The 238-nt window shown below is 50.4% G+C and carries 1 pseudogene; it reads left to right on the plus strand.

The features are described 5' to 3' along the window. Positions 1 to 238, plus strand: a pseudogene (locus tag SB775_RS33620) (nicotinate phosphoribosyltransferase); the annotation flags it as partial.

The following is a 238-nucleotide window of genomic DNA, read 5'->3' on the forward strand; positions in this document are numbered from 1 at the left end:
GCAGAACATCCGTTGCACGGGAGCGATCCGCTGCATGAAAGAGGGAGAGCTTGTCTTCGGCAATGGACCGATTTTACGGGTGGAGGCACCGCTTGCTGAGGCACGACTCATAGAAACGGCGTTGCTAAACATTGTGAACTATCACACACTAGTGGGAACAAAGGCCTCACGCATAAAACAGGTTATTGGAGATGGATCTGCCCTTCAATTCGGTTCAAGACGAGCACAAGAAATGGAT

This window comes from Peribacillus sp. SIMBA_075 (assembly GCF_046534585.1).